The organism is Tritonibacter sp. AK171, assembly GCF_030127025.1.
Classification (GTDB): domain Bacteria; phylum Pseudomonadota; class Alphaproteobacteria; order Rhodobacterales; family Rhodobacteraceae; genus Epibacterium; species Epibacterium mobile.
In genome coordinates this window covers 463,912-487,838 of sequence record NZ_CP126134.1, presented here as the reverse complement: position 1 = coordinate 487,838, position 23,927 = coordinate 463,912, and the positions used below count along the sequence as shown (strand labels likewise).

General features: G+C 60.5%; 19 protein-coding genes. 12 read left to right on the top strand and 7 right to left on the bottom strand.

From position 1 onward, the window contains the following. The first annotated feature begins 428 nt into the window (after positions 1 to 428). The 7 genes from xdhA to QNI81_RS02260 all read left to right on the top strand — a co-directional run bounded on the left by xdhA (position 429) and on the right by QNI81_RS02260 (position 9,982). A complete protein-coding gene (gene xdhA, locus QNI81_RS02290) occupies positions 429 to 1,859 on the top strand; it encodes a xanthine dehydrogenase small subunit (RefSeq protein ID WP_283967230.1) in 1,431 nt (476 codons plus the stop codon). Continuing rightward, a complete protein-coding gene (gene xdhB, locus QNI81_RS02285) occupies positions 1,856 to 4,225 on the top strand; it encodes a xanthine dehydrogenase molybdopterin binding subunit (RefSeq protein ID WP_283967229.1) in 2,370 nt (789 codons plus the stop codon). The genes xdhA and xdhB overlap by 4 nt, the downstream gene beginning before the upstream one ends. Beyond that, entirely contained in the window at positions 4,215 to 5,150 is a 936-nt protein-coding gene (xdhC, locus tag QNI81_RS02280; protein ID WP_283967848.1) for a xanthine dehydrogenase accessory protein XdhC, read from the top strand. Before xdhB ends, xdhC begins: the two co-directional genes overlap by 11 nt. Further along, entirely contained in the window at positions 5,147 to 6,667 is a 1,521-nt protein-coding gene (locus QNI81_RS02275) for an ABC transporter ATP-binding protein (RefSeq protein WP_168620394.1), read from the top strand. The genes xdhC and QNI81_RS02275 overlap by 4 nt, the downstream gene beginning before the upstream one ends. Before the next feature lie 117 nt (positions 6,668 to 6,784). Then, the gene (locus tag QNI81_RS02270; protein ID WP_283967228.1) at positions 6,785 to 7,867 is read left to right on the top strand and encodes an ABC transporter permease; all 1,083 of its coding nucleotides are present in this window, start codon (positions 6,785 to 6,787) and stop codon (positions 7,865 to 7,867) included. After that, complete coding sequence (locus QNI81_RS02265) at positions 7,867 to 8,787, top strand: ABC transporter permease (RefSeq protein ID WP_065329629.1); 921 nt, start codon at positions 7,867 to 7,869, stop codon at positions 8,785 to 8,787. Before QNI81_RS02270 ends, QNI81_RS02265 begins: the two co-directional genes overlap by 1 nt. Positions 8,788 to 8,905: 118 nt before the next feature. Next, positions 8,906 to 9,982, top strand: coding sequence for a BMP family ABC transporter substrate-binding protein (locus tag QNI81_RS02260; RefSeq protein WP_114961646.1), 1,077 nt, complete (start codon positions 8,906 to 8,908; stop codon positions 9,980 to 9,982). Positions 9,983 to 10,270: 288 nt separating this feature from the next. Here QNI81_RS02260 and QNI81_RS02255 read toward each other — a convergent pair whose 3' ends face one another. Next, the gene (locus QNI81_RS02255; protein WP_283967227.1) at positions 10,271 to 10,882 is read right to left on the bottom strand and encodes a CDP-alcohol phosphatidyltransferase family protein; all 612 of its coding nucleotides are present in this window, start codon (positions 10,880 to 10,882) and stop codon (positions 10,271 to 10,273) included. Positions 10,883 to 11,033: 151 nt separating this feature from the next. Here QNI81_RS02255 and QNI81_RS02250 point away from each other — a divergent pair, with 151 nt between their 5' ends. From QNI81_RS02250 to QNI81_RS02235, 4 genes are all read left to right on the top strand, one after another. Beyond that, on the top strand, positions 11,034 to 11,981 hold the full coding sequence (locus QNI81_RS02250; protein ID WP_283967226.1) for an aldo/keto reductase: 948 nt from the start codon (positions 11,034 to 11,036) through the stop codon (positions 11,979 to 11,981). Continuing rightward, the gene (locus tag QNI81_RS02245; RefSeq protein WP_283967225.1) at positions 11,978 to 13,063 is read left to right on the top strand and encodes an NAD(P)/FAD-dependent oxidoreductase; all 1,086 of its coding nucleotides are present in this window, start codon (positions 11,978 to 11,980) and stop codon (positions 13,061 to 13,063) included. The genes QNI81_RS02250 and QNI81_RS02245 overlap by 4 nt, the downstream gene beginning before the upstream one ends. After that, complete coding sequence (locus QNI81_RS02240) at positions 13,063 to 13,716, top strand: DUF938 domain-containing protein (RefSeq protein ID WP_283967224.1); 654 nt, start codon at positions 13,063 to 13,065, stop codon at positions 13,714 to 13,716. The genes QNI81_RS02245 and QNI81_RS02240 overlap by 1 nt, the downstream gene beginning before the upstream one ends. 96 nt (positions 13,717 to 13,812) lie before the next feature. Beyond that, the gene (locus QNI81_RS02235; RefSeq protein ID WP_283967223.1) at positions 13,813 to 14,280 is read left to right on the top strand and encodes an EF-hand domain-containing protein; all 468 of its coding nucleotides are present in this window, start codon (positions 13,813 to 13,815) and stop codon (positions 14,278 to 14,280) included. 1 nt (position 14,281) lies between these two features. Here the strand turns inward: QNI81_RS02235 and QNI81_RS02230 are convergent, their stop codons facing one another. From QNI81_RS02230 to QNI81_RS02205, 6 genes are all read right to left on the bottom strand, one after another. Further along, positions 14,282 to 15,247, bottom strand: a complete 966-nt coding sequence (locus tag QNI81_RS02230; protein ID WP_283967222.1) for a nucleotidyl cyclase domain-containing protein — start codon at positions 15,245 to 15,247, stop codon at positions 14,282 to 14,284. A 163-nt stretch (positions 15,248 to 15,410) separates the two neighbouring features. Then, positions 15,411 to 17,918: a GcvT family protein gene (locus tag QNI81_RS02225; RefSeq protein ID WP_283967221.1), complete on the bottom strand. Its 2,508-nt coding sequence runs from the start codon at positions 17,916 to 17,918 to the stop codon at positions 15,411 to 15,413. Between the two features lie 170 nt (positions 17,919 to 18,088). Beyond that, positions 18,089 to 18,535, bottom strand: coding sequence for a hypothetical protein (locus QNI81_RS02220; RefSeq protein ID WP_283967220.1), 447 nt, complete (start codon positions 18,533 to 18,535; stop codon positions 18,089 to 18,091). Between the two features lie 115 nt (positions 18,536 to 18,650). Next, a complete protein-coding gene (locus tag QNI81_RS02215) occupies positions 18,651 to 20,057 on the bottom strand; it encodes an FAD-binding oxidoreductase (RefSeq protein WP_283967219.1) in 1,407 nt (468 codons plus the stop codon). A gap of 269 nt (positions 20,058 to 20,326) precedes the next feature. Then, positions 20,327 to 22,123 (bottom strand): gamma-glutamyltransferase, encoded by a 1,797-nt coding sequence (ggt, locus tag QNI81_RS02210; protein WP_283967218.1) that lies wholly within the window; start codon positions 22,121 to 22,123, stop codon positions 20,327 to 20,329. Between the two features lie 46 nt (positions 22,124 to 22,169). Then, positions 22,170 to 23,156: a 2-hydroxyacid dehydrogenase gene (locus tag QNI81_RS02205; RefSeq protein WP_005623130.1), complete on the bottom strand. Its 987-nt coding sequence runs from the start codon at positions 23,154 to 23,156 to the stop codon at positions 22,170 to 22,172. A 159-nt stretch (positions 23,157 to 23,315) separates the two neighbouring features. On the opposite strand from QNI81_RS02205, the gene QNI81_RS02200 reads away from it, so the two are divergent. Next, complete coding sequence (locus QNI81_RS02200) at positions 23,316 to 23,921, top strand: SH3 domain-containing protein (RefSeq protein WP_283967217.1); 606 nt, start codon at positions 23,316 to 23,318, stop codon at positions 23,919 to 23,921. Positions 23,922 to 23,927: the final 6 nt, after the last annotated feature.

Genomic DNA, 23,927 nt, shown 5'->3' with positions numbered 1-23,927 from the left:
ATGCGAGGGCAGCATGCCACAGATAGGTCAGCTTTGTTGCCTCAATATATGCGGCGCCTCCAAAGGCTGACGCATGATCCCTTTGCGTTGCGCGCCACACACTTGCGGCGCTCACTACAGCGTCACGCGCCCAGAAACGCATCACTTAATTTATGGATTTTTTTGAAACTCTTTAGCCCGAAGACGAATTCCACCGTAGCGCGCGCAGAGTAAAATTGTTACAAATCAGGCAGTAACTGCGCAATCTGTGCAATGCCTCGATCTTAAACGTGAAGAATTCTCAACCGATGCCTGCAGCCATTGTTCTTGCTTTGATTGGCAAGGCCTCACAAGCTGAGCGTGACATCAAATAACACCCGCGCACTTTCTACGTCGCATCGAAAGTCGCGCAACATGGGACAACAGGGTACCGCGACGGGCTTTTCAAGATGACGATTACCTTTCATCTCAACGGTGAAGAGGTCTCGCTTCCAGAACCCCAGCCAACAACAACGCTCTTGGACTGGCTGCGCGAGGACCGTGGTCTCACCGGCACCAAGGAAGGCTGCAACGAGGGCGATTGCGGCGCGTGCACTGTGATGGTCACCGACCAAAGCGGTGCCAGAGCGCTGAACGCCTGCATCCTGTTCCTGCCGCAACTCCACGGCAAATCCATACGCACGGTCGAAGGCGTCGCCCATCCGGATGGCACCCTGCATCCGGTGCAACAGACAATGGTCGATCTCCACGGCAGCCAATGCGGTTTTTGCACCCCAGGCTTCATCATGTCGATGGTCACCGCCCATACCAATGGTGCCACTGATCATGACGACCAGCTCGCTGGCAACCTCTGCCGCTGCACCGGCTATGCGCCGATCATCCGCGCCGCCGAAGCCGCCCAAGGCACCCCTGTGCCGGAGCATATCAGGCAGGAGACATCCTTCATCTTCTCAGAAATATCTCGGGGGGAGGTCGCAGACCGGGGGGCAGAGCCCCCCTCCGACATCCCTGTGGCAGAGCCCCTATCTACCTTGCGTCCCAGATCCACGGATGAGTTGGCTGCAACCTATGCAGCCCGCCCCGATGCCACGCTGATCGCCGGAGCCACCGATGTGGGGCTTTGGGTCACCAAGCAATTGCGCGATCTGGATGATGTGATCTTCCTTGATGGCTGTACGGATCTGAAGGACATCACCGTCACCGAAACAGAGGTCCGCATCGGCGCAATGGCGGATATGAACCGCGTCCGCGCTGCCCTTGCACCGCTCCATGCCTCCTACGCCGAAATGATCCGCCGCTACGCCAGCCAGCAAGTCCGTGCCGCTGCGACCATCGGCGGCAATATCGCCAATGGCTCTCCCATCGGGGACAACCCGCCTGCCCTCATCGCATTGCGCGCCACATTGCACCTGCGCCACGCAGACACCAGCCGAGCCATCCCGTTGCAGGACTTCTTTATCGATTACGGCCAACAGGACCGCGCCCCGGGTGAATTTGTCGAGGCCGTGAGCTTTGCGCGCCAACCCGACAGCCTTCGGGTCTATAAACTCTCCAAACGCTTCGATCAGGATATATCTGCGGTGCTGGGCGCGTTTAATGTCACCGTGGTCAATGGCAGCGTGACCGCAGCCGCCATCGCCTTTGGCGGCATGGCAGGCATCCCGAAGCGCGCCACGCATGTGGAGGCCGCCCTGATCGGCCAGCCGTGGGCAGACGCGACGATCAAGGCCGCCAAAGCCGCCTTTGATCAGGATTTCACCCCCATGAGTGACATGCGTGCCTCCGCTGCCTATCGGCTGGACTGCGCCCGCAATATGCTCACGCGCTATTTCACAGATCTGAACGGCGCCTCTGAACATGTGTTGGAGGTGGACCTATGAGTGTTGCAAAACCCCTGCCCCATGATGCGGCAGCGCTACATGTGACGGGTCAGGCCCGCTATGTCGAGGACATCCCGACACCCAAGGGCACGCTGCATCTGGCCTTTGGCCTTGCTCCGATTGCAAAGGGCACAATCACCGCGATGGACCTCGCGGAAGTGCGCGCCTCTCAAGGTGTTGTCGCGGTGCTGGCGGCGAACGATTTGCCGTTTGACAATGATGTGTCGCCTTCGGCCCATGACGAGCCGCTGTTGGCCAAGGGAGAGGTGCATTATCTGGGTCAGCCGGTGTTTCTTGTGGTCGCGACCTCCCATCGTGCCGCCCGCATTGCTGCACGCAAGGGCAAGGTAGAATACGCCGAAGAAGAGGCACTGCTGACCCTTGACGCAGCGCTCGCTGCCGACAGCCGCTTCGAGGAAGGCCCGCGCATTTATCAAAAAGGCGACGCCCCTGCTGCCATCGCCTCAGCGACGCATGTGATCGAGGACACTTTCGAGATCGGCGGGCAGGAGCATTTCTACCTCGAAGGTCAGGCCGCGCTCGCCCTGCCACAGGAGGATGGCGGCATGATCGTCAACTCCTCCACCCAACACCCCACCGAAATCCAGCATAAGGTGGCCGAGGCCATTGGCCTGCCGATGCATGCGGTGCGCGTCGAGACCCGGCGGATGGGGGGTGGTTTTGGCGGCAAGGAAAGTCAGGGCAACGCGCTGGCCGTCGCCTGCGCCGTGGCCGCGCGCCTCACCGGCAAAGCCTGCAAGATGCGTTATGACCGCGACGATGACATGACCATCACCGGCAAGCGCCATGCGTTTCGGATTTCCTATCGCGCGGGCTTTGATGCGCAGGGGCGCATTCAGGGCATCGCGTTTACGCATCTGGTCAACTGCGGCTGGGCGCAGGATCTGTCGCTGCCGGTGGCGGATCGCGCCATGCTGCATGCCGACAACGCCTATGCGATCCCCGCGATCCGTATCGAGAGCCACCGTTTGAAAACCAACCTGCAAAGCGCCACCGCCTATCGCGGCTTTGGCGGCCCACAGGGAATGGTCGGGATCGAACGGGTGATGGATCATGCAGCGCATGTTCTGGGGATTGATCCGGTCGAACTACGGGTGCGCAATTACTATGATGCGCCTGATGCGGGAGGCTCTGCTGCGGCCTCGCGCAACGGGGGCTCTGCCCCCCGGCCTGCGGCCTCCCCCCGAGATATTTCTGAAAAGCTGAAAGACAACACCACGCCCTATGGCATGCCGATCACGGACTTTGAGCTGCATGAGATGACCGCGCAGTTGCTGGAGAGTTCGAACTACGCGGCGCGACGGGCAGAGATCGCGGCCTGGAATGCCAAAAATGAGCGGCTGAAGCGTGGGATTGCGTTTTCGCCAGTGAAGTTCGGGATCTCCTTCACCCTCACGCATCTCAATCAGGCGGGGGCCTTGGTGCATGTCTATCAGGACGGCTCCATCCACCTCAACCATGGTGGCACCGAGATGGGACAAGGGTTGTTCCAGAAGGTCGCGCAGGTGGCGGCCGCGCGCTTTGGTGTGGATCAGGCGCGCGTAAAGATCACCGCGACCGATACCGCCAAGGTGCCCAATACGTCGGCCACGGCGGCCTCTTCGGGGTCGGATCTGAACGGCATGGCAGTGAAGGCTGCCTGCGATACCATTCGCGACCGCATGGCGGCGCATTTGGCAGAGGTGCATCAGCAACCGATCTCTGCGGTCGTGTTTGAGGGGGACAAGGTCAGGATCGGCTCTGAGGAGATCAGTTTCGAAGCGGCAGCGATGCTGTGTTATACGGGCCGCGTGAGCCTGTCGGCGACAGGATTTTACAAGACCCCCTCGCTGGAGTGGGACCGGATCAAGGGCGCGGGGCGGCCGTTTTTCTATTTTGCCTATGGGGCGGCGGTCACGGAGGTCGTCGTGGACAGGCTGACCGGTGAAAACCGCATCCTGCGCACGGATATTCTGCATGATGCGGGGGCGTCGCTGAACCCGGCGCTGGATATTGGTCAGGTGGAAGGGGCCTATGTGCAGGGCGCAGGTTGGCTCACCACCGAAGAACTGGTCTGGGACGATAAAGGGCGGCTCAGGACGCATGCGCCGTCGACCTACAAGATCCCGGCCTGCTCTGACCGACCCGATGTGTTTAATGTGGCATTGTATGACGGCCAGAACCGCGAAGACACTATTTATCGCTCCAAGGCGGTGGGGGAGCCGCCCTTTATGCTGGGGATTTCTGCCTGGCTTGCGCTCTCGGATGCAGTTGCGGCCTGTGGCGATGCCTATCCGCATCTGAACGCGCCGGCCACGGCGGAGGAGATCTGGCGTGCACTTGGGACACAGCGCGATGGGGTTTGATGTCGACGCCCTCAGGGCCGCCGTCGCGGCCCATGGCCGTGTCATCCGTGTTGTGGTGGCAGAGGTCAAAGGCTCCGCCCCGCGCGAGGTAGGGGCCGCGATGCTGGTCTGGAGCGGTGGGCAATCTGGCACCATTGGCGGCGGCGCGCTGGAGTTCGAGGCGGCAGAAGCTGCGCTGGGTTTGAATGTCCCTCGCAAGCTCACCACCCATGCGCTCGGGCCGGATCTGGGTCAGTGCTGTGGTGGCTCAGTCACCCTACTAAGCGAGATTTACACGTCAGAGGATCTGGCCTGCCTTCAGGGGGATGTGATCGCACGCCCTATAAAGCCCGAACCGCAACCCCTTGCTGTAACGCGCCTTTTGAATGCTGCCCGTGCACAAGGACAGCGCCCCCAGCCACAAATGATCGCAGGTTGGATGGTGGAGCCGGTTGCGCGCCCAACACAGCCCCTCTGGATCTGGGGGGCTGGCCATGTAGGGCGCGCGCTGGTGCAGGTGCTGTCGCCTTTACCGGAGTTTGAAATCGCTTGGGTCGATGCGCTGCAGTCAAAGTTTCCGGAACGCATCCCTGAGTGCGTGACTGCCTTGCCCGCACAGGAACCGGACCGGTTGGTGCCGCACGCCCCCTCTGATGCGCATCATCTGATCCTGACCTATTCCCATCAGCTGGATCTGGCGCTATGCCATCGCCTGCTGGGGCATGGCTTTGAATTTGCAGGGCTGATCGGATCCAAGACCAAATGGGCGCGGTTTCGCGCGCGTCTTACAGCGCTGGGGCATAGCCCAGAGCAAGTCGCGCGCCTCACCTGCCCGATCGGGCGGCCCGAATTGGGCAAACACCCGCAGGCCATCGCCATCGGCGTGGCGACAGAACTCATGGCGCTCTCGCAGCGTTTGGACTTGAAAAAGGAGCATAGCGCGTGAGCACGCCTCCCCTTCTGACCATCGAGGGCCTCACCAAGGCCTACCCCGGCGTGGTGGCCAACGACCATGTCTCCTTTACCATCGGCGAGGGCGAGGTGCATGCGCTCTTGGGTGAAAACGGCGCGGGCAAATCGACACTCGTCAAGATGATCTATGGGCTTGTGAAGCCTGACAGTGGCCGGATGACCCTGCGCGGTGCGAGTTATGAGCCTGCCGAGCCCCGTCAGGCGCGCGCCGATGGGATCGCGATGGTGTTCCAGCATTTCTCGCTGTTTGACGCGCTGAATGTGGCGGAGAACATCGCGCTTGGGATGGAGAACCCGCCCGCCCTGCGTGATCTGGCGGCCCGTATCCGCGAGGTTTCCGAGGCTTATGGCCTGCCGCTTGATCCGTTCCGCACCGTCGGCGATCTGTCGGCGGGCGAACGTCAGCGGGTGGAGATCATCCGGTGCCTGCTGCAAGATCCCAAGCTCCTGATTATGGACGAGCCCACATCGGTTCTGACGCCACAAGAGGTGGAGATCCTGTTCGAGACCCTGAAGAAACTGAAAAGCGAAGGCACGTCGATCCTTTATATCTCTCACAAGCTCGAAGAGATCCGCGCGCTTTGCGATCACGCGACAATCCTGCGATTGGGCAAGAACGTCGGCGAATGTGTGCCGCGCGACACCTCGGCCCGCGACATGGCGGAGCTGATGGTGGGCACCGCCCTCAAGACGCCCGAACGCGGTGCGCGGGAATTTGGCGATGTGGCCTTGGATATCTCGGGCCTGTCGGTGCCTGCGCCTTCGGCCTTTGGCACCACATTGAAGAATGTGCATCTGACCGTGCGCCGCGGCGAGATCCTCGGCATTGGCGGTGTTGCGGGCAACGGTCAGGATGAACTTTTGGCGGTGATGTCGGGCGAGGTCACTTGCGCCCGCGATGCGGTGAAATTCGATGGCAAGCCGATCGGTCACATGGGGCCGACCGCGCGCCGCGCGCTTGGTGTGCTGACCGCCCCCGAGGAACGTCTGGGCCATGCGGCGGCACCTGATATGAGCCTGACGGAAAATGCGCTCCTGACCGGGTCGGTGCGCGAGGGGCTGGAAAACAATGGCTTTCTCAAATGGGGCGCAACCAGGACCTTTGCCGAAAAAATCATCAAGGCGTTTGATGTGCGCACACCCGGGCCGGAGAATGCAGCGCGCTCGCTCTCTGGTGGGAATTTGCAGAAATTCGTCATTGGCCGCGAGGTATTGCAACGCCCCGAAGTGCTGGTGGTGAATCAGCCCACATGGGGCGTGGATGCAGCCGCAGCGGCGGCGATCCGGCAGGCCTTGCTCGATCTGGCGGCAAATGGCGCGGCCGTGATCTGCATCAGTCAGGATCTCGATGAGCTGATGGAAATCTCCGACAATTTTGCCGCCCTTAATGAGGGTCGTCTGTCCGCTCCGCGCCCCACGGCGGAGCTGACGGTGGATGAGATTGGCCTGATGATGGGCGGTGCACATGGCATGGAAGTGGCGCATGTGTAGCGCACCTGTCGCGGACTTTGGGGATGTGACGCTTGGGGCGGGAGCCTCCGGCGGGGATATTTGGAAGAAGATGAAGAGAACCGGACCACAAAGATCCGGCCAAGAGGGACAATAGGGATGATCCGGCTAGAGAAACGACCGCAGCCGTCGCGGGCGTGGTCGATGGCGACGCCACTGGTGGCGGTGCTGGCGACCATGGTGATGGGGGGGCTGTTGTTTGCCACCCTTGGCAAGAATCCGGTGGAGGCGATCCGCACCATTTTCTGGGAGCCGTTGTTTGGCGAGTTTGCGTTCTATTACCGCCCGCAGCTATTGGTGAAAGGCGCGCCTTTGGTGCTGATTGCCATTGGCCTCAGCCTAGGCTTTCGCGCCGGGATCTGGAACATCGGCGCGGAGGGGCAATATATCATCGGCGCGCTCACGGGTGCAGGTGTGGGTCTGGCGTTCTACCCGATGGAGTCCCGGATCATCTTTCCGTTGATGGTTCTGGCGGGCGCTTTTGGCGGCTGGGCCTGGGCGATGATTCCGGCGGTGCTGAAGACACGGTTTGGCACCAATGAGATCCTTGTGTCCCTGATGCTGGTCTATGTGGCCGAACAGCTGCTGGCGTCCATGTCGCTGGGGTTGATGAAGAACCCAGAAGGGTTCGGCTTTCCGGGATCGCGCAACCTGCAACAATATGACAGCGCCCATAACGCCGAGCTGATCGCCGGAACCGGCATGCACTGGGGCGTGGTGGCCGCGCTGATTGCGGTGATTTTCTCTTATGTGCTGCTCAACCGCCATATGCTGGGCTATCATATCCGCCTGACCGGCGAGGCACCGCGGGCGGCAAAATTTGCGGGTGTGAAACCCGCCCGGCTGATCCTGTTCTGTCTTGGGGCCTCTGGCGCACTGGCGGGGCTTGCGGGCATGTTTGAGGTCTCTGGTCCCTCCGGGCAGGTGTCGATCGATTTCAACGTGGGCTATGGGTTTACCGCGATTATCGTGGCCTTTCTGGGCCGCCTGCACCCGGTGGGCATTCTGCTGGCGGGCGCATTGATGGCGCTGACCTACATTGGCGGCGATATTGCGCAGGGCAATCTGGGTCTGCCGTCCGCGGCCATTCAGGTGTTTCAGGGCATGCTCTTGTTCTTCCTTCTGGCGCTTGATCTGCTCACCAACTATCGCATTGCGATTGGCAAACCGGAGGTGGCGTGATGGATCTGTCTGCTATCAACCCAGTCCTTCTGATCGCGTCTCTGATGGTGGCTGCAACGCCATTGTTGCTGGCGGCAATCGGTGAGCTGGTAGTCGAGAAATCCGGCGTTCTGAACCTCGGGGTCGAGGGGATGATGATCGTCGGTGCGATCGCGGGATTCGCCGCAGCCGTAGAGACAGGTTCACCCCTGTTGGGGTTTGTTGCCGCCGCCATCGCGGGGGCACTATTGTCGCTCCTGTTTGTGATCATGACCCAAGTTGCATTGGCCAACCAGGTGGCCTCGGGTCTGGCACTGACGCTTTTTGGCTTGGGGCTCTCGGCCCTGATGGGACAGAAATACGTGGGTGTGAAACCGCCGCAGATGGGGCGTATCGACATTCCGGTCCTCTCGGATCTGCCGGTGTTTGGGCGCATTCTCTTTGGCCATGATGTTGTGCTCTATTTCGGGATCGCGCTGACGGCTGCGGTCTGGGCGGTGCTCAAGTACTCCCGCATCGGTCTGATCCTGCGCGCGGTGGGCGAAAACCACGATGCGGCGCATGCGCTGGGATATAAGGTGGTCAAGATCCGCACGCTGGCGATCCTGTTCGGTGGTGCCTGTGCAGGGCTGGGTGGGGCCTACATCAGCCTGATCCGCGTGCCGCAGTGGACCGAGGGGATGACCGCGGGCATCGGCTGGATCGCCCTTGCGCTGGTGGTCTTTGCCAGCTGGAAGCCCTGGCGGGCGCTTTTGGGTGCCTATCTTTTTGGCGGCGTCACCGTTGTGCAGCTTAATCTGCAGGCAGCGGGCGTTGCTATCCCAGTGGAATATCTGGCAATGTCGCCGTATCTGATCACCATTCTGGTGCTCGTTATTTTGTCCGCCGACAAGAGCAGCGCGCCTGCGTCGCTTGGCCGGAGTTTCCACGCGTCTCGCTAAAGCCGGGAGCGTATGACAGTTGCGGGATGTTTTGCCCGAACCGTTCAAGAGCAGTCCAGTCTCGGATGAAACCGGGGCGGACATTCAAACATGGAACCAATCAGGGGGAACCCATCATATGAAACTCACCAAACTTCTTGCCGGTGCTGCTGTTGCACTGGGTCTGGCCGCCGGTGGTGCGCTGGCTCAGGACAAAACCAAGGTCGGCTTTGTCTATGTTGGCCCTGTCGGTGATGGCGGCTGGACCTATGAGCACGATCAGGCACGTCTGGCCGTGGAAAAGGAATTCGGCGACAAAGTCGAAACCGTCTATGTGGAAAACGTCGCCGAAGGTCCCGATGCCGAGCGCGTGATCACCCAGATGGCGCTGCAGGGTGCAGATCTGATCTTCACCACCTCCTTTGGCTACATGGACCCGACCATCAACGTCGCCAAGAAATTCCCGAACGTGAAGTTTGAGCATGCCACTGGCTATAAGCGCGCCGAGAACGTCTCGACCTATTCGGCACGCTTCTACGAAGGCCGCGCTGTTCAAGGCACCATCGCGGGCCGTATGACCGAGAGCAATATTGTCGGCTACATCGGCTCCTATCCGATCCCCGAAGTGATCCGCGGCATCAACTCGGCCTATATCCACGCCAAGAAGGTGAACCCCGACGTTCAGTTCAAGATCGTCTGGGCCTTCACATGGTTTGATCCGGCCAAAGAAGCTGACGCCGCCAAGGTTCTGATCGAACAGGGCGCAGACGTGATCCTGCAGCACACCGATTCCACCGCGCCGCAGGCTGCAGCGCAGGCGGCGGGCAATGTGATCACCTTTGGTCAGGCCTCCGACATGGCAGAATATGCGCCCAAGCCGCGCGTGTCCTCCATCATCGACAACTGGGCACCTTACTACATTGCCCGCACCAAAGCAGTGATGGACGGCACTTGGAGCTCTGTTGACACATGGGACGGCATTGGCCCGGGCATGGTCGGCATCGGTGAGATCTCGGATGCGGTTCCTGCCGAGGTGAAAGCCGAAGCACTGGCCCTGAAAGATGCAATGGCATCTGGTGAGTACCACCCTTTCACCGGTCCGCTGAAAAAGCAGGACGGTTCCGACTTCCTTGCTGAAGGTGAGACCGCGGACGACGGGACCCTTGCCGGCATGAATTTCTATGTCGAAGGCATCGAAGGTTCGATCCCCGAGTAACGCCCCAAGATACTTGCTGTATTTGGCAAGACCCGTCCTATGTGGCGGGTCTTTTCGTGTCTGTTGGCCATGAAGGTTGCGCTCCCGCCCGTCGCCAAACCCGCAGGAAAATCCTGCGCATTCGCTCCCGTTGGGGGCAGCCGCGCGTGCCCCATATAGGGCACGCGCGGCTGCCTTTTGTCCGGGATCCCCGGACAAAAGGCCCGGCCCAACTCTGAAAGTAGGTCTGACCCCAAAGGGTCAGGGCGCCTGAAGCGGCGGGAGCCCCCCGCACGGCTGGGCGCGTCTCTATCTGTTGGAAAACACACGTGCCGCCAACAACACCCGCGACAAAGCAGTGGCAAAACACAGCCCCCCAAAAACATACGCCAACGGTATAAAACACTGAGGCCAGACGCACAGCAGCACAAAAAAGCCTATGGTCTCTGCCCCCTCCAGAATACCGCCCGTGAAATAAAGGGTCTTCACTCCTCGCGCCGCAGTTTGCATGTCATGCTTTTCCGCAAGCACGGCATAGCCGAGAAAACTCGCACCATTGGCGTAGAAGCTGCACAAGAGAAACGCTCCGGCCAAGCCATTGATCTCTGGTGCCAGCGCCACAAACCCCAGCGGCACGGCACCGTAAAAGACAAAATCACATACGATATCGAGATAGCCGCCAAAGTCGCTCGGCGCATGACATCGGGCCACCGCACCGTCCAAACCATCCGCCAACCGCGATGCCAAAAGCGGCACCAACGCCCAATAGGTCAAACCCAATGCAATCATGACAGCCGACACCAGGCCAAGCGCCAGACCCGCTACAGTGACCTGATTGGCGGTCACCCCAAAGGCGGCCAACCGCGCCCCTTGCGCGTTCAGGATCGGATCAATGAGAGGGCGGATTTTGGCGTCAAACATCCCCTTGATCTAGCGGCTAAAGGTTGAAACATCCACTCACGTTGCCGCTGCCGGATTGTGAAGCCCGCGATACTTCTACTTTGGATCACAAAATCGCATCGGGCTAAACTCTGCGTTGCGCGCCCTCCGGGCGCGTGTCAGTCTCCGCGCCATGACACATGTACCCCGCCCCCCGCTCACCACCCTGGATGGTCATGAGATTGGCCGTTTTGCCTTTGGCTGTATGCAGTTTGGCGGCCGCGCCGATGCGCAGGCCTCGTCCGAGATGTATGCCGCCTGCCGGAAGGCGGGCCTGCGCCATTTCGACACCGCGTGGCTCTATACGGATGGGGCAAGTGAGGAGATCCTTGGCAAGTTGATCGCCGCTGAACGGGAGAGCCTTTATGTGGCCACCAAAGTGGGCTTCACGGGTGGGGCCAGCGCCGCAAATATGCGCGCGCAGTTTGATCAAAGCCGCGCGCGTCTGAAACTTGATCAGGTGGACCTTCTCTATTTGCACCGCTTCGATTCAGAGACACCACTAGAGGACACGCTCACCTGTTTTGCGGAGCTGCAGCAAGAAGGGCTGATCCGTCATGTCGGGCTTTCCAACTTTGCCGCATGGCAAGTGATGAAGGCGGTTGCGCTGGCCGCACGTCTTGGCCTTCAGATCGACGTGTTGCAGCCGATGTATTCACTGGTCAAACGTCAGGCTGAGGTGGAAATCCTGCCCATGTGTGCCGATCAGAATATTCTGCCGGTGCCATACTCTCCCCTTGGCGGTGGCCTTCTGACCGGAAAATACGCCAAGGGCGGCAGCGGACGGTTGAGCGAAGATGAGAAATATCGCGCCCGATACGGTCAGGATTGGATGCACCGTACCGCGCAGGATCTTCTGCAACTGGCGCAGGAGCAAGGCACCGACCCGGCGACGCTGGCGGTCGCATGGGCTGCGCATCACCCCGCCCGCCCCGCTCCGATCCTGTCGGCGCGGTCTGCAAGTCAGCTGGCCCCTTCGCTTGCAGCCACAAAGTTTGACATGTCCCCGGAGCTATACGCCCGCATTGAGGCCCTGAGCCCCCGCCCTGCCCCCGCGACCGATCGGCTGGAGGAGGTATGACCGATTTTCTTGTCATCGGCGGTGGGGTGGCCGGGATCGCAGCAGCTGCGCATCTGGCAGAGCTCGGCTCGGTACTCTTATTAGAGCGTGAGGATGCGTTGGGCTATCACGCCTCGGGGCGGTCTGCGGCGATGTTTGAAGAAGATTACGGCCCGCCCGCGATTAAGGCGCTGTCTCGGGCAAGCCGGGCCTATCTCACGGCCCCCGGCGCGGGGCGCGAGAGCTACCTCAGCCCGCGCGGATTGATGCTCGTGGGTCGTGCCGACCAAAGGGCGGGGTTTGAAACGGATCTGGCCACACTGGATCTGGAGGAAATCCCTGTTGCAGAGGCACGCGCACGGGTGCCGATCCTGAACCCCGAAACGCTTGCTTTTGCGGCAACCCATGAAACCGCAACCGATATCGACACGGATCGGCTGATGGGGGACTGGGCAAAACTGCTGCGCCAACGCGGAGGCAAGACGCTCACGCGGCAGGAGGTCACAGCGATCACGCGCCATGAGGCAGGGTGGCGGGTCGAAACCCGCAATGACAGTTTTGACGCGCGCCAGATCGTGAACGCGGCAGGTGCATGGGCCGATATCATTGCCGAGATGGCAGGCGTGGCCCCGGTGGGTCTTCAGCCCAAGCGCCGTTCCATGGCACAGCTGCCCGCACCCGAAGGCCATGATGTGAACGGCTGGCCGATGCTGATGGGCGTGCATGAGGCATGGTACGCCAAGCCACAGGCGGGAAAGCTGCTGGTTTCCCCCGCCGACGCGAACCCCGTACTTCCACAAGACGCATGGGCCGATGACATGGTGCTGGCCGAAGGGCTTGCGCGTTATGAGGAAATGGTCACCACACCCGTCACGCGACTGGAAACCAGCTGGGCAGGTTTGCGTAGCTTTGCGCCGGACGGCGTTCCTGTCTTTGGCGAAGACCCGGCTCAGGCGGGGTTCTGGTGGTATGCAGGGCAAGGCGGCTATGGGTTCCAAAGCGCCCCCGCCTCTGCCCGGCTGCTACGCGCGCTGGTGGCAGGCGATACACCCGAAATCAGCGCCGATATTGTCCGCACCCTATGCCCCGGGAGGTTTCGATAATGCCCTTTCGATCGGTTCCCGGACAGGCCTCTGTGGCCGAGGAGAGTGAGGGCGGCAAGCTCTTTGCCCCTTCTGCGGCACGCAATCTGGCACCGCTTCTGGAGGTCGTGGAGCGTCACGCGCCCCCCAAAGGTCAGGCATTGGAAATTGCCAGCGGCACCGGACAGCATGTGGTCGCCTATGCGAAAGCCATGCCCGGGCTGCAATGGCAACCAAGCGATATTGACCCAAGCCGCCGCGCAAGCGTTGATGCCCACGTCACCGAGGCGGGCCTGCAGAACGTCGCACCCGCCGCAGCTCTTGATGCCACAACACAAGGATGGGGCGCGCTGATCGGGCCTTTTGATTTGATCGTGCTGGCCAATCTGTTGCATCTGGTCAGCGCGCATGAGGCGCGCACGCTCCTGTCGGAGAGTGCCACCGCCTTGGCCCCCGGTGGTCGTTTTATGATTTATGGGCCCTTTGCACGGGATGGCTTGTTGGTGAGCGAGGGTGATCAGAACTTTCACGCCGCTCTCACCGCACACGATCCCGACATTGGGTACAAGGATGTTGAAACCGTCACGGAATGGGCCGCTCTGGCCGGATTGAGTGTTGCAAGCCCCGTGGAGATGCCTGCCAACAACCTGTGCTTGATTTTGTCACGCACATGAGATGTGCAAAAATTTGACAGTTTTGTAACACGGGCCTCTCAAAAAACGGCGACTGCGCGCTTAATTCAAAACCAAGCAGCAGTTGCAAGGTTCCCCATGGCTCAGACCCTCCGCCCTTTCGTCACCGATCTGCAGGCTGTCGGCCTCAGACCCTTGTTTGCGTCTCTCTGTCTCACAGTCAGCCTCGGGGCAACATCTGTCTGGGCGGATCCTGATTTTTTGGAAAGCCTCGATTTTGATGGCGATGGGACGGTCACGGTCAGCGAGGTGGCATTGGTGCGAAATCAGCAGTTTACCCAAATTGATCGCGATGGGGACGGGAAGATCAATCCCGAAGAATTCGACCGTTCTCTGCAGAATGCCAGAGCCCGCTTTCGTCAGATGGGGCAAGGCTATCAGGAGCACAATGCAAGTCCCGGTCGCATTGATGCGTTTACGTTTGCTGATACCGATGCGGATGGGTTTATTTCTCTGCGCGAATTTCACCGTCACTCCGACCGTTTTGCCCATAGTCTGGATCGTGACGGAGACGGCATCGTCTCGCACGCCGACATGCAGCGTTAGATCAAAACGCAGACGAAAGTGCGTTGCGCCGGTAGTCTGAGCCGCTTGAGACCATGGATGACGCAAGATCAAGTGCCGCCTCAAAATCCTCTGGTGCCTTAACCTCAGAGACGCCGATCTGCGCCGTAATGCCCTCCGGCAATTGTGGCTGGAGGATCTTGCAGACCTTCTGGCCCAACTCGAAGCACTCAAACGCGCGCCAGCCTGCGAGGCCGATCATGAATTCATTGTTGCTCAGCCGATAGAGACGCTCGCGGGCGCTGAGAAGCGGCAGAATAGAGGCGGCGACAGTGACCATGATCTCATCCGCGCGCGCGCCCTCTCCTTGCGTGCGCAAGCCCATAAGCCCATCGAGCCGCACCACCACAATCCCCACGGGCAAATTGTCGGCGATCAGGCTTCTGTCCAGTTCCATTCGCGCGCGCGAATAGGCCCGCGTAAGAGGATCGCGGCCTTCGTCCCCGTCGAGCCTTGCGCGCAACGAGACGATCTCACCCTCCGCAAGCCAAAGATAGGCAGAGGTGATGATCCCCGCCGCCAGCAACCGGCCCGCGTTGCCAGCATCGCCATGATAAAGCACCACCAAGGGCACCATCACGATCAGCACAAGCCGCGCTGGTTGATACTGCGACGGTGGCGCAGCAAAGCGCAGCCCCACCAGGGTTGGGAACATCCAAGTTGCACCAGATAGACCCACGTAGAACGTGGTCAGGATCACGGTTGCGGTCAGTACGGCCACAAGAATTGACAGAGGTACGAAAGCCTCGCGCTCCAGATGCAGCGCCACCATATTGATCAGGATGATTCCGGCCAAAACCACCAAAATGGCGCTCAATGCCCAATGCGCCAGCAACACGCTTTTGAAGGCCAGCCCCAAGAGCAACAACACGCAGAACCCACGGGTGGCTGAATCAAGGCGGCGCGCTGGGATGTCCGCAAAAACGGCTAGGAACTTACTCGCGATCACTGTCTCTTTAACCTCCGGCGCCCTGTTCAAAGACGCCGCAACACTCACATCATTATTTCGCAATTCGTCCGGGTAACCAAGCGAAAAGCGCCCCGGTTGTACCGGAGCGCCTGAGGGAGATTTCCGTCACCACAGCCCGCCAGTGCAGGCAAAGGCTGCAGAGTTAGCCGTCCTTGCGGATGACCTCGTTCTTGGGGTCATAGGGGCTGTCGCAGGTGACAACCGCATCCCAGAGCTTGTCTTGCATTTTGACCTTCAGCTTGGTGCCTTCAACCGCGTGCTCGGGTTTGACGTAGCCCATGCCGATGGACTTCTCAAAAGCGACGGAGTAGCCGCCGGAGGTCAGACGACCAACGCGGGTGCCATCCTCCGCATAGAGCGCCTCGCGGCCCCACGGATCGGCATCACTTGGCCCATCGATCAGCAGCGTGCAACATTTCACCCGCACGCCGGTTTCTTCCAGCTTGGCCTTGCCGTGGAAATCTTTGGACAGGTCCACAAAGCGCGGCAGATCGGCCTCAAGCGGGGTGGCATCCCGGCCCAGCTCGTTGCCAAAGGCGCGGTAGGATTTCTCCTGACGCAGCCAGTTCTGCGCCCGTGCGCCCACCAGCTTCATGCCGTGCTTCTCGCCGGCCTTCTCCAGCAGATCGAAGAGGTAGTTCTGCATTTCGATCGGATGATGCAGCTCCCAGCCCAGCTCGCCAGTATAGGCCACGCGGATCGCATTCACCGGGCACATGCCCAGTTCGATCTGCTTGGCCGACAGCCACGGGAAGCGCTTGTTAGAGAGCGCGGTGGCCGGGTCGGCGTCGTTGATGACCTCTTTAAGCACATCGCGGGATTTCGGACCTGCGATGGCAAAGACGCCCCACTGCGTGGTTACATCCTGAATCTCGATGTAGCCGAACTCCTCCATCTTGTCCTCTGCCGCCTTGCGCAAGAAATCGGCGTCATACTCGGACCATGCCCCGGCGGAGACGAGGTAGTAATTGTTCTCGCCGTTGCGCACGATGGTGTATTCGGTGCGGGTGGTGCCGTTTTGGGTCAGCGCGTAGGTCAGGTTAATCCGGCCAACCTTCGGCAGCTTGTTACAGGTGAACCAGTCGAGGAATTGGGTGGCACCGGGGCCTTTGACCACGTGTTTGGTGAAGGCGGTTGCATCCACAAGGCCGACGCCCTCACGGATCGCTTTGGCCTCGTCCACCGCATGTTGCCACCAGCCGCCGCGACGGAACGAACGGGCGTCGTGGTCAAAATTATCCGGCGCATCCACAGGGCCGAAATAGTTCGGGCGTTCCCAGCCGTTCACCCAGCCAAACTGAGCGCCACGGGCTTTTTGACGGTCGAACGCAGGCGCGGTGCGCAGGGGGCGCGCGGCGGGGCGTTCTTCGTCCGGGTGGTGCAGGATGTAGACGTGCTCGTAGCATTCCTCGTTCTTGCGAGCCGCGAATTCGGTGGTCATCCAGTTCGACGAATAGCGTTTCGGGTCGAGCGACGCCATGTCGATCTCAGCCTCACCGTCCACCATCATCTGCGCCAGATAGTAACCGGTGCCGCCCGCAGCTGTGATCCCGAAAGAGAAGCCCTCAGCCAGCCACATGTTGCGCAGACCCGGCGCCGGACCGACCAGCGGGTTGCCGTCGGGGGTGTAGCAGATCGGGCCGTTGAAATCGTCCTTGAGGCCGGATTCGGCGCAAGAGGGCACACGCTCGGCCATCGCCATGTACTGATCCGCAATCCGGTCCAGATCAAGCGGGAAGAGGTCCGCGCGGAAGCTGTCCGGCACGCCGTGCTCGAACCGCGCCGGTGCGCCGTGTTCATAGATGCCGAGAATCCAGCCGCCGCGCTCTTCGCGGGCATAGGATTCATTGTCGGCGTCACGGATGACAGGGTGCTCCGGGTTACCTGCCTCGCGCCATTTGACCAGCTCGGGGTCCTTGTCCATGACGATGAAGGTGTGCTCCACCGGGATCGCGGGCATCTTGATGCCCAGCATCTTGGCGGTGCGCTGCGCGTGGTTGCCGGACGCGGTCACCACATGCTCGGCGGTGATGACGATTTGCTCGTCGCTCTCAACGAGATTGCCGCCCTTCTCAATCATCTTGGTGCAGGTGACTTCCCAATGGGTGCCAGTCCAGTGAAAGGCATCGGCCTGCAGTTTGCGGTGAATTTCGACGCCGCGCTGACGGGCGCCTTTGGCCATCGCCTGGGTCACATCTGCGGGGTTAATATAACCATCCTCGGTGTGGTAGATCGCGCCTTTGAGGTCGCCAGTCTCAATCAGCGGCCAGCGCTCCTTGATCTGCTCCGGGGTCAGCCACTCATAGGCCACATCGCAGGTCTCTGCGGTGGACGCATAGAGCATATACTCGTCCATGCGTTCCTGCGTCTGCGCCATACGCAGGTTGCCCACGACCGCAAACCCCGCATTAAGGCCGGTCTCTTCCTCAAGGGTTTTGTAGAAATCCACCGAGTATTTGTGGATGTGGGTGGTCGCATAGGACATGTTGAACAGCGGCAGCAGACCAGCGGCGTGCCACGTGGAGCCCGATGTAAGTTCGTCGCGCTCGATGAGCATGACGTCGTCCCAACCAGCCTTGGCCAGATGATACGCAATCGAAGTGCCGACGGCGCCGCCGCCTACGACCAGTGCTTTGACTTGGGTTTTCATGAGCCCGCTCTCCGAGTTCTCTGATTCACAATTGAATCGGTTATGACGCAGACTGTGGCAGAGACGCGAAATCAGTCCGACGCAAAAAATGACAAAACCGACTTCGTGTCAGAGTTTCGAAGCAAAGCGCGACCCTTGGCGGGCGACAGGAAATTTCGCGCAGCTAAATTTTAGCAGTTCAGCACGTTGCCGCGACGTACACAGGGACGCTGAGACGGGCTCTCTTCTGCTGAAGCGGCCTCTGTGTCCTGCGGTACAGTGAGCGTGGTCGGCGCGGGTGGAGGCAACAGGACCACCTGTTCCATCTTGAGATCCTGTCCCATCATCTGCGCCTTGACCACCGCAAGGCCGCGCAGGGCGCGAAACGCCACATCCAGCGGGGAGGTCACCTGCTCTTCCGGTGAACGAATGCGACCATCGGAGGATAGCTGAAGCGATTGCGGCCGACCAAGCCGACGCTGTAGGGTCGCAAGATAGGCATTGGGTTCATAGGTCCCAATCGTCTGTCCTACCGCTTTTGCCCGCATGTCGTAGTCGATACCCACCATCACGATCCCGCACAGCAAGACGAAGGTATAGAGCCTAAACAGCCTAAGTAATTTTCTGATGATAAACATGTCATCCCACCTCTTTGCCACTATCGCTGTTAACAGTGGGATCAGGCAGAATTTGGGCCTTATATCGGAAAAAAGATGCGGCGTAACCGCCGCATGCTTCCTCCCTATTCCTGCGTTACCCGTCGCTGAGGATTTTACCCGGGTTGAGGATATTGTCGGGATCAAGTGCCGCTTTTACGGCTGCCATGAACCGGGTGGTCTCGCCCAACTCGCGGATCAGATAAGGGCGTTTCCCCTGTCCAATGCCATGTTCGCCAGTACAGGTCCCTTCCATGGAGATCGCCAGATCATTGAGCCAGCCGACATATTCATCCGCCTTGGCCCGTTCCTCGGCGTTTTCCATATCGATCAGCAAGAGGGCGTGGAAATTACCATCCCCCACATGGCCAACCATCGGGGCCATCAGACCCATCTCCTCGGCCTTGGCGCGAGACGCAGAAACACATTCAGCCAGCCGCGAGATCGGCACGCAAACATCAGTCGATATCCCCTTGGCACCGGGGCGCAATCCAAGGCTGGCCCAGTACATATTGTGACGCGCCTGCCAGAGTTTGTTGCGTTCTTCTGCGGTCGACGTGGCAGAGATGTCAAAACCGCCAAATTCCTCGGCGATCTGAGCAAACATATCAGCCTGCTCAACGACGCCCGCGTCAGAGCCGTGGAACTCCAGAAGCAACAGCGGCACCTCTGGCAAATCCAGACCGGAGTGTTGGTTGGCCGCCCCGACGCTCATTTCATCAAGGAGTTCAATACGCGCAACAGGGATACCATATTGAATGGTCATCATCACCGCGCGGCAGGCATCATCCACCGATCGAAACGAGCACCGCGCCGAGCGGATCGCTTCGGGGATGCCCTGCAAACGCAGGGTGATTTCCGTGATCAGGCCTAATGTGCCCTCAGAGCCGACCAGAAGGCGGGTCATATCATAGCCTGCGGAGGATTTTTTCGCCCGCGATGCTGTGCGAATTATGGTGCCATCTGCCATCACCGCTTCAAGGCTCAGAACATTGTCCTTCATGGTGCCATAGCGCACCGCATTGGTACCGGACGCGCGTGTCGCCACCATGCCACCGAGCGAAGCATTGGCGCCGGGATCGATCGGAAAGAACAGCCCCTGGTCACGCAGATAAGTATTGAGCTGCTCCCGCGTTACCCCGGGTTGCACCACCACATCCAGATCCTCCGGGTGTACCGCAAGGATCTTGTCCATCCGCATCATATCAACGCAAATCCCCCCGGCAGGCGCATTCACATGTCCCTCCAGCGACGTGCCTGTGCCAAACGGAATGACCGGAACGCCAAATTCTGCGCAGATCTTCACAATATCGGACACTTCCTCACGAGAGGTTGGAAAAACCACTGCATCCGGGGCTTGGTTCTCGATCCAGGTGGTGGTGTGCCCATGTTGTTCGCACAACGCCTGCCCGGTTTGCATCCGGTCGCCAAATTTCTCCGAAAGCGCCTCAACTGCTGCTTTGATACCGCCTTCATTGCGGGGCAAGGTGGTGGCCTGAACCATAATGATGTCCTTTCAGAACGTGCGAAGGATCAACAAGGCGTGACACGTAACTTGCCTTGTTAACAATCAATTGAGCGGACTCTATGCCGATGGTCTTTTCATCACAAGCCCATGGCGCGTTGAGCTGTCTGAAATGCGAGGCTCTGCCTCGCGCTCCGGGATATTTGTCGTTAGAAGAGAAGCAGAACTCAGTCCTCTTCTAACGCAAAATATCCTGGGGTGAACTGGCCGTGAGGCCAGGAGGGGCAAAGCCCCTGCTCCCCTTCGCCTCAATGACCGAGCGCAATGCCTTCGCGGCGCGGGTCTGCACCGCCTTTAAGGCCTTCACCAATTTCAATTGCATGCAGACCGGAGTTGAGATCGCGGATGTTAACCTCAAATCCCATGTCCGTCAGCGCCGCCTCGAAGGACTCGGCCTCTGTGCCGGCCTCCAGATCATAGGTGCCAAAGCGGTTCACCGCATGTGGCAGCGACAGCGCTTCCTGCACGTTGAGACCCCAATCGGCCCAGCCCACAATGGCGGTGGCCACATAGCCGATGATGCGGCTGCCGCCCGGAGAGCCAATCGCAAGAACCGGTTTGCCGTCCTGCATCACGATGGTCGGCGCCATCGAGGAGCGAGGGCGTTTGCCCGGCTCCAATCGGTTCGCAATCGGCACCCCATCGCTGTGGCTGCGGAAGGAGAAATCGGTCAGTTCGTTATTCAACAGGAACCCATTGGTCATCAGACGTGAGCCAAACCCGTTCTCGATCGTCGTCGTCATCGACAGCACGTTGCCGTATTGATCGACGATGGAGATATGCGAGGTCGAGGGGAACTCGATGCTTTCGTCATCGGCCCAGATCAGGGCGTGGTCAAACGCGGGCGTGCCGGGGGCGACGCTGTCCAGTGCCGTGTCGCCTTGCAGCAGCTTTGCGCGCTCTGCGAGGTACTCGGCATCCACCAGACCCTTGGTGGGCATCGGCACAAAATCACTATCGGCCATGTAGCGGCCCCGGTCGGCAAAGGCGAGGCGCGAGGCATCCCCGATCAAGCGCCAGCTGACCGGGTTGTCCGCCCCAAGCGCTGCCAGATCATAAGGTTCAAGCATGCCAAGGATCTGCCCCACTGTGAGCGCGCCAGAGGACGGCGGACCCATGCCGCAGGCTTCATAAGCGCGGTAGCTGGCGCAGACCGCCGGGCGCTCCTTCACCTGATAGAGCGCCAGATCAAGCTCCGACAAAACGCCCGGATTGCCAGCTGCGCTTTGCACCGTGCGGACGATGTCCGCCGCGACAGGGCCGGTATAGAACGCATCCGTGCCCTCCATCGCGATGCGGCGCAGCACATCGGCATAGGGCTGGTTGGTGATCACCTGACCGGCCTCCAGCGGAGCACCCTCCGGCAAGAAGTAGGCCGCGGTCTCGGGGAACCGGCTTAGGCGCTCCGCATCGTTTGCAATCGACTCCGCCATCCTTGGCGACACGGCAAAGCCCAACTCTGCCAGCCGGATCGCATCGGTAAACAACCCGCCCCAGTTGGATTTACCCCATTTGCGATGTGCGGTCTCCATCAGCGCCGGTGTGCCCGGCGTGCCAACGGAACGACCACCCACAACCGCGTCGAAAAATTTCAACGGCTCGCCATTATGATCCTGAAACAAGGTCGGGGTCGCCGCAAGCGGCGCGGTTTCGCGCCCGTCAAGCGTGCTGAGCGCGCCAGTCGTGGCATCATAGTAAACAAGGAAAGCGCCGCCACCGAGGCCGGAGGACTGCGGCTCCACCAGCCCCAGAACAGTTTGGACCGCAACCATCGCATCTGCTGCCGTGCCGCCTTCGTGCAATACCCGTGCACCGGCCTCAACCGCGAGCGGGTTGGCAGCGGCGACCATCCAATCATCCGCCAGCACCGGCTCGCCCGCGTTGCGGGACGCCATCGCGGCAGATGCCGCATCAGAGAGCACCAAGCCCGCCGCGCCGGGGCCGATGGTTGCGGTTTCCGGTGCAACCGAATCTGCGGCCTGCTGGGCGATCAAAGGCGTTGCAAGGGACGCCAACAGCGCCCCGCTCCAGAATATCGGTCTCATATCTTCCTCCCAAATCGCGCAGCCCGGAACGCGCCGAGTGTTACGCTTACAACATGGAGGGCACCACCTGATCCGGTGGGCGATGCCCATCTTCAAATGTTTTGATGTTCAATAGAACCTTTTCACCCATCTCGATCCGGCCCTCAATCGTGGCAGATCCCATATGCGGCAGCAGCACCACATTGGGAAGTTCGCGCAGGCGCGGGTTAATCGTGGTCCCGTGTTCATAGACATCCAGACCACAGCCTGCGATTTCACCGCCGCGCAGGCCGCGTGTCAGGGCGTTCTCATCAATCACCTCGCCGCGTGATGTGTTCACGATCACGGCATCCGGTTTCAACAGCTTCAGGCGGCGGGCGTTCATCAGATGAAAGGTCGAAGGCGTCGACGGGCAGTGGATCGAAATCACATCCATCCGTGCCACCATCTGATCGAGGCTCTCCCACCAGGTGGCCTCCAGCTCTTCTTCGACTTCGGGGCGCAGGCGGCGGCGATTGTTGTAATGGACCTGCATGCCAAAGGCGCGGGCCCGGCGCGCAACCGCCTGGCCAATACGCCCCATCCCTAGGATACCAAGACGACGCCCCGCCAGACGCCCCCCCAGCATTGCCGTCGGGGACCAGCCCTCCCAGTCGCCGCGCTGCATAATAGCGAGACCTTCGGGAATACGGCGCACCACGGCCATGATCAGCGCCATGGTCATATCGGCGGTGTCATCTGTCAGCACGCCGGGTGTGTTGGACACCAGAATGCCACGCTGACGTGCGGTCGCGACGTCGATATTGTCGACACCGGCGCCGTAATTTGCGATCAACCGCAACCGTTCGCCCGCCTGTCCCAACAGGCCCGCGTCGATCGTGTCGGTGACTGTGGGCACCAACACATCAGCCTCTTTCATGGCGGCGGCCAGCTCTTCGCGGCTCATCGGGGTGTCATCGGTGCGCAACCGCACGTCGAACAGCTCACTCAGGCGGGTTTCCACCGGCTCTGGCAACCGTCGCGTAACAACAACACTCAGGCGTTCTCTGGGCACGTGCCTTCTCCCTCGGGCTATGCAAGTCGATCCATTCCATGGCATCGTGTCGCAAGATAATTGCGGGCACAAGCACCCTTCCGCCCGAGCTTGCGTTACGATATGAGCAGATGCAGGATCAGCGGGTGGCGGGATCATAAAAACAAGGCGCCCGGGACAATGATGGGCATTGAGGCCGTGCAGAAAATCACTGAAACAAAAGGTCGCCATCGCGGCCTATGCGCAGCAAATGCTGTGCGGCAGACGCTATGTGTGCTTTTGATGGGCAGCTTTCTGGCGGGCGCAACATTGGCGGCTGCAGCGCAGGATGGCGCCAGCACCAATGGCACAGGACCAAAGCTCGGCCCGGTGACGAACCTGCCGCTGCCTCGGTTCGTGTCCATGAAAGCCGCCGAAGGAAACGTGCGCCGCGGGCCCTCGCTCAATCACCGGATCGACTGGGTTTTTAAACGGCGTGGCATGCCACTTGAGGTAACTGCCGAGTACGGTCATTGGCGGCGGGTGCAGGACCGTGACGGACAAGGCGGCTGGGTGCATTACGCGCTCTTGTCGGGGATTCGCACCGTATTGATCGAAGAAGACATGCTGCAGGTGCGGGCCCGACCTCAAGAAGGCGCACCCGTCGTCGCCGCTTTTGAACTTGGCGTTGTGGCGCAACTGGGGGCCTGTGATCCCAGCTGGTGCGAGGTCACCGCCGGAGGTCACACCGGCTGGACGCGCAAGGAAAACCTATGGGGCGTAGACGCGGACGAGCTGCGCGAATAGGCGCAG